We start from the raw sequence: 5,918 nt of genomic DNA on the forward strand, positions 1-5,918 counted from the left end.
GTCTTTGCGGCTCTTTGTATGGCGAGCGCGCTTCTCACCCCCGGTGGGCTGCCGCGCGGGTGCCCGCCCGCCGGGGGGCCGCCCCCCCCCGCCGGGCCCTCGACTCCTGCTCCGACCCGGCTCCGCGTGAGCGGCTCAGGCGCGGGCCGGCGCGCTGCCGCGGCCGAGGCCGGCCGAGGCGAGGGCGAGGGCGATCTCGTCGTGTGCGCCGGGGGCAAGCGGCAGAAGGGGCGTGCGGACGGTGGCGTGCTCGAGGATGCCGCGGGCCACGAGGCCCTCCTTGAGCGCGACCGTGCCTTCCATGTGCGAGCCGCGGTGGTAGACGTTCTTCGTCACGGGCAGCAGGCGATCGTGGACCTCGCGCGCCTTGACGTAGTCCTTGGCCTTGCCGGCGGCGATGAGCTCGACGAGCGGCTCGGGGGCGAGCCCGCCGTAGCCGACGAGGGCGCCGTCGACGTCGAACATGGTGTGCAGCAGGTATTCGTCGTGGCAGGTGAGGATCTGCAGCTCGGGGAAGGTCGCGCGCAGCACGGGGATCTCGGTGTCCCAGCGGCGCATGTTCCGCACGCCGTTCTTCGTGGCGAACACGCCCTCCTGGCCTGCGATCTCGAGCTGGGTGTCGAGGTTGTAGGTGGCCTTGGTGACGTCCGGGTACTGGAACAGGATCAGCGGAAGGCCGCTGGTCTCGTAGATCTCCTTGTAGCGGGACTGCGGGGCGCCTTCCTGGTAGCCGAATCGCAGCCACCCGTGGGACGGGTAGACCAGGCCGGCGGAAGCACCGGCGTCGACCGCGCGCTGCGCCTCCTCGGCGGCGACCTTGTTGCCCTCACCGGTGATGCCGGCGATGATCGGCAGCCGGCCCTCGACCGCGTCGCGGAACGACGAGATGACGAGGGCCTGCTCGGCCTGGGTCAGGAACGTGCCTTCGCCGGCGTGGCCGAGGACGACCAGTCCCTTGACGCCGTCAACGCTGCCGAGCCAGCCTCCAAGGCGGTGGATGGCGTCGACGTCGACCTCTCCGTCGCGGGTGAAGGGGGTCACGGGGGCGGGGACCAGACCGCGGAGATCGATGGTGCTCATGGGGCTCTCCTTCGAGTTGTCGATCGTGTTGTGCAATCGATTCCGTTATCGATTGCTTCGACTGTAAGCTGGTTCACAGCAGCACGTCAAGGGGGTCTGGGAAGGCATTGATGGAAGCCAAAGAAACGCGCGTCGGCGGACGCCCGACGATCGCTGATGTCGCGGAGGCGGCGGGCGTCGCGCGATCCACGGTCTCGCGCGCCATGAACCGCGAGCACCGCTTCTACCGGAGCCCTTCGGCCGAGCGAATCCGCGCGGTCGCCGAATCCCTCGGCTACGAGCCGAACCCCACCGCCGCGAACCTGCGGCGCCAGCAGACGAACACCATCGGCGTACTGGTCTCCCGCCTGACCGACACCGTCATGGCGATGCTCTTCGAGGAGATCGCCGCGGCGAGCACGGCCCGGGGCTATCACGCCCTCGTGGCCACGACTTACGACGACCCTCAGCTCGAGCGGGAGAACGGTCTGGCGATGCTCGCCTCGCGCGTCGACGGGCTGATCCTGACGACGGCCACGACCGAGGGCGGGCTCTGCACGGAACTCGTCGAGCGGGGAATCCCCCACGTGCTCGCCTTGCGCCCCTTTGGGGAGAGTCCAGCCGTGGTGGGCGACGACGTTCTGGGCGGCTATCTCGCGACGCGGCACCTGATCGACTTGGGGCATCGCGAGATCGGCCTCGTCGCCGGGCCCGACCACGCGCCGACCGCCGTTGCGCGGCGCGAGGGGTACCGCCAGGCGCTCCGCGAGGCCGGGATTCCCGAGGTCCCTGACTTCGTCTACCCTTCCTCGTTCAGCATGGAGAGCGGCGAGGCTGCGGCTGAGGCTCTGCTCGCCGGTTCACAGCGGCCGACGGCGGTCTTCGCCGTGAACGACAACACCGCCTTTGGCTTCACTTCTGTCATCCAGCGCGCAGGGCTGCGCATTCCGCAGGACCTTTCGATTGTGGGCTACAACGACATTCCCCTCGTCGCCCGTCTGGCGGTCCCTCTGACAACTGTACGGGTGCCTTTCCGGGAAATTGCCTCCGCGGCAGTGGACGGACTGCTGAATTCGATCAACGGGCGACCCGCCATCACCGGAGGTCAACGCGTGCTTGCCCCGACACTCATTCCCCGCGCATCAACGGGCCGACGGCAATGAGAAAGGCCTCGTAGACTCTCGCCCATGGGGACGGAGTCGGTTGCACTTCCGGATGGTCTTTACCTGAAGGCGAGATCGCACCTTCGCTGCGAGCCGCCAACGTGGCGAGGAAGCTCATTGCGGCGCAAGCTTCTCTTGCTGATCGCTACCGCTCTGCTCCCCTTTGCCGCCGCCGTGATGGCCACCGCCTACTTCCTGGGCGTCACCATCGCCCCGCTCACCCCGAGCTATGTTCACACAACAGGGACAGTAACTGGTCAACGCGCTCATCGGTACAAAGGCAATGATGCCTGCAGTCTCACCATTTCCTTCATTCTGAACGGCCAACCCGAGCAGGAAGGCTTCGAGAGCGGAAACGGCTGCAACGCCAGCCCACAGCCCGGCACGCAGCTGCGACTCACCGTCAACCCGAGTAACGCCAAGGACCTCATGGTGCTGGGGCGCGGATATTTCGGCGAATATGAGCCGTATTACGTCGGCTTTATGGGGCTGATCGTCATCGGAACTCTCAGCCTATATCTCGCGGTTCCGGCGTTATCTTACCGCCGTGCGCGAAAACTTTTGTCCAAAGGGCTGAGTTGGCGAGAAATCACGGTCACCGTGAAGTCTCGCCAACGTGGCAGGGGCGGTGCAACTCTCATCCTGGAGAGCGAAGACGTGGCAGGAAAGTCCCGCGTGTTCGTCCTCAGCCATAGCGGCAACGGGCCGTGGCGGCCATATCCGAAGCCGAGCGAAAAGCTGGAGTTTGCGCTTCTCTCGGACGGCACCTCCTCGGCCCTTCTCTCGATTGCCGGCGATCATCGCCTCTGGATCGCGGGCCTCTCGGTTCCCACAAGCTTCGAACTGCGCGCGATGGGCCTCTGAGGGGTTCGCCTCATGTGATGGCGAGCCTAGGGCGACTCGCCCCGCAACTTTGCCCGTTTGACGGGCCGCTGAACGGGGAAACAGTCCACGTCGAAGAACGCACTCACCCGCAGGAACGGAGGACAGCATGGGATTCGACGACAAGGCCCACAACAAGGCTGAGGAACTTGGCGGCAAGGCCAAGGAAGCCCTTGGCCGTTCGAACGACGACCCGGACCTCGAAGCAGAAGGCAAGCGCGACCAGATGTCCGCGGGCCTCAAGCAGGCCGGGGAGAAGGTGAAGGATGCCCTTCACGACGTGAAGGACGCCTTCAAGAAACACGACTAGAGAGCACGACGGCGGGCCCTCCCCTTCTCGGGGAGGGCTTGCTCATGCTTCGGGCCCAGAATGCGGCGCACGTCGAATTCCGCGGCTGTCTCGAACTGGCCCACGGTGCAACTCTCGGGGTCCCCGTCGCAGCGGCACGAACGACAGATTCTTTCCAGCGCTCCAGCGGCTTACTGCCGCCGGCATTCTGCTGCCCTGATGCGCTTCTTGATCAGCCCAGCCGCCCCAGGGATGAGCGGCGAGATTCGCCTCGATGAACGGCTTGAGCTGCTCGACAAGATCGCGTCGTTGTGCCATGGGAAAGGATGCGGCGACGCTGACATGCTGCAGTCTGCCGCCATCGTCGTACAGATATGCTGCTTCGCCCCAAGGCGGTTCACACAGAGGTCACGGGGCGAGGGGCTCCTCGGATAGCTCACCTTCTTCTGGGTAGTCAAGAAGCACGGAGAGTGGGAAGGTGGCGCCATGGCAGCGAAACGCGAGATCGTGGAAATCGACGGCCATCAGATCCGTCTGACCAATCTCGACAAAGTGCTGTACCCGGATGCGGGCGTCACGAAGGCCGACGTTCTCGATTACCTGCGGACCGTCGCGGCGTACATGATTCCGGTTGTCCGGGATCGCCCGGCAACCCGCAAGAGGTGGGTTCACGGCGTCGGCACCGCGGACGAGCCCGGCCAGGTCTTTTTCCAGAAGAATTTGGACAATTCGACGCCCAGCTGGGTCGAGCGTGTGACAATTCATCACCGGCATTCCACCAACACCTATCCCCTCATCAACGACCTCGCCACGCTGATCTGGCTCGGCCAGATGGCCTCCCTCGAAATCCACGTCCCGCAATGGCGCGCCGCCGGCGACGACAAGATGCTCAACCCCGACCGCCTCGTCCTCGACCTCGACCCGGGCCCGGGCGCGGGGCTCACCGAGTGCGTCGAGGTTGCCCACCTCATCAAGCCGATCCTCGACGACCTCGGCATGGTCTCGGTCCCCGTCACGAGCGGGAGCAAGGGGATCCACCTCTACGCCAAGCTCGACATGAGCCAGACGTGGGAGCAGGTCTCGGCAGTGGCCCACGAGCTCGCGCGCTCCCTCGCCGCCGATCATCCCGATCTCGTGGTGAGCGATCAGAAGAAGACCTTGCGCCAAGGCCGAGTACTCGTCGACTGGAGCCAGAACAGCGGCCAGAAGACGACAATCGCGCCGTATTCGCTCCGCGGTCGTGCCCAGCCCATGGTCGCGGCGCCGAGGACCTGGGAGGAGATTGGCTCCCCGGATTTGGCACACGTGCGCTATGACCAGATGGCGACGCGGATCGAGAAGTACGGCGACCTGTTCGCGCCGCTCGTGCCGGACGAGCACCGGGTGCACGACGACGCTGGAAGGCTCCCGCCGTCGTCGTCCGCCCGCGCTGGGTCACCAACGACGGCGCGGGTGGAGGACCGCTTGACGGAATACCGAGCAAAGCGAGACCCTGCCGCGACTCCAGAACCGGTGCCCCTCGAGTCACCCACGCCGGGCGAGGGGAACACGTTTGTGATCCATGAGCACCACGCGCGTCGGCTGCATTGGGATCTGCGGCTCGAGCACGAGGGAGTCCTCGCGTCCTTCGCCATCCCTCGCGGCATCCCGACTGATCCGCAGCGAAACAATCTCGCAGTACACACCGAAGACCATCCGATCGAATATCTCACCTTCTCGGGATCCATTCCGAAAGGCGAATACGGCGCCGGCGAAATGTTCATCTGGGACACCGGGACGTACGAACTCGAGAAATGGAAAGACGGCAAGGAAATCATCGTCATCCTGCATGGGCAGAAGGGCGGCGGGCTGGCCGGCATCGCCGAGGGCAAGCCCGTGCGCCTCGCGCTCATCCAGACGGGGACAAGCGACGGCAAGGACAACTGGCTCGCCCACCTCATGAAAGACCAGGCCAAGGGCCACTGGCGCCACGGAGCGCGCAACGACCCTGTTGCGCCGTCAGATTTACACGGTAAAGATGACGGCGCAACGGGAAGCGCACCGGGAAAGCGCGGCCCGAAGGCGGCGAAGAGCGGGCCCGCGCCGTCGCCCATGCTCGCGCAGATCGGAACCCCGGGGCTGGTCCACGGCGACGACTGGGCGCTGGAGATGAAGTGGGACGGCGTCCGCGCCATTGTCGACGCACGCGGACCGCTCAAGCTCATCAGCCGCCGCGGGCTCGACACCACGGGAACCTACCCCGAACTCGCCGGACTCGCCGATTTGGGACCGGCAATTCTCGACGGCGAAATCGTCGCCATGGATTCGAAGGGCCGACCCTCCTTTTCCCGGCTCCAGCAGAGAATGGGCCTCAGCGACCCCACCGACGTCGCCGCGGCACGCCGGAATTATCCGGTCCGGATCATTCTTTTCGACCTTTTGGAATTCGACGGCCGCGACCTCACGGCGCTCCCTTTCCGCGAGCGCCGCAAGGCCCTCGAGACCCTCGCGGGAGACTCCCTCCCCCAGAACGCGGACCTCTCCCC

General features: G+C 65.8%; 5 protein-coding genes. 4 read left to right on the forward strand and 1 reads right to left on the reverse strand.

The window, feature by feature from the left end; all coding sequences use genetic code 11:
- Positions 1–135 precede the first annotated feature (135 nt).
- On the reverse strand, positions 136–1,080 hold the full coding sequence (locus ACTHL9_RS08285; protein WP_440518376.1) for a dihydrodipicolinate synthase family protein: 945 nt from the start codon (positions 1,078–1,080) through the stop codon (positions 136–138).
- A gap of 110 nt (positions 1,081–1,190) precedes the next feature.
- On the opposite strand from ACTHL9_RS08285, the gene ACTHL9_RS08290 reads away from it, so the two are divergent.
- The 4 genes from ACTHL9_RS08290 to ligD all read left to right on the forward strand — a co-directional run.
- On the forward strand, positions 1,191–2,222 hold the full coding sequence (locus ACTHL9_RS08290; protein ID WP_440518377.1) for a LacI family DNA-binding transcriptional regulator: 1,032 nt from the start codon (positions 1,191–1,193) through the stop codon (positions 2,220–2,222).
- Between the two features lie 117 nt (positions 2,223–2,339).
- Positions 2,340–3,086, forward strand: coding sequence for a hypothetical protein (locus ACTHL9_RS08295; protein ID WP_440518378.1), 747 nt, complete (start codon positions 2,340–2,342; stop codon positions 3,084–3,086).
- 127 nt (positions 3,087–3,213) lie between these two features.
- Positions 3,214–3,414, forward strand: a complete 201-nt coding sequence (locus ACTHL9_RS08300) for a CsbD family protein (RefSeq protein ID WP_440518379.1) — start codon at positions 3,214–3,216, stop codon at positions 3,412–3,414.
- Positions 3,415–3,879: 465 nt separating this feature from the next.
- The coding region (gene ligD / locus ACTHL9_RS08305; RefSeq protein ID WP_440518380.1) for a non-homologous end-joining DNA ligase at positions 3,880–5,918 on the forward strand (2,039 nt) is incomplete at its 3' end.

The sequence above is a fragment of the Sinomonas sp. genome, assembly GCF_051955515.1.
In the GTDB taxonomy this organism is placed as follows: Bacteria; Actinomycetota; Actinomycetes; order Actinomycetales; family Micrococcaceae; genus Sinomonas.

Bases quoted from the DNA above. Each gene is read 5' to 3' on its own strand.
- ACTHL9_RS08285 (WP_440518376.1), bottom strand. From the start codon at position 1,080: ATGAGCACCATCGATCTCCGCGGTCTGGTCCCCGCCCCCGTGACCCCC.
- ACTHL9_RS08290 (WP_440518377.1), top strand. From the start codon at position 1,191: ATGGAAGCCAAAGAAACGCGCGTCGGCGGACGCCCGACGATCGCTGAT.
- ACTHL9_RS08300 (WP_440518379.1), top strand. From the start codon at position 3,214: ATGGGATTCGACGACAAGGCCCACAACAAGGCTGAGGAACTTGGCGGC.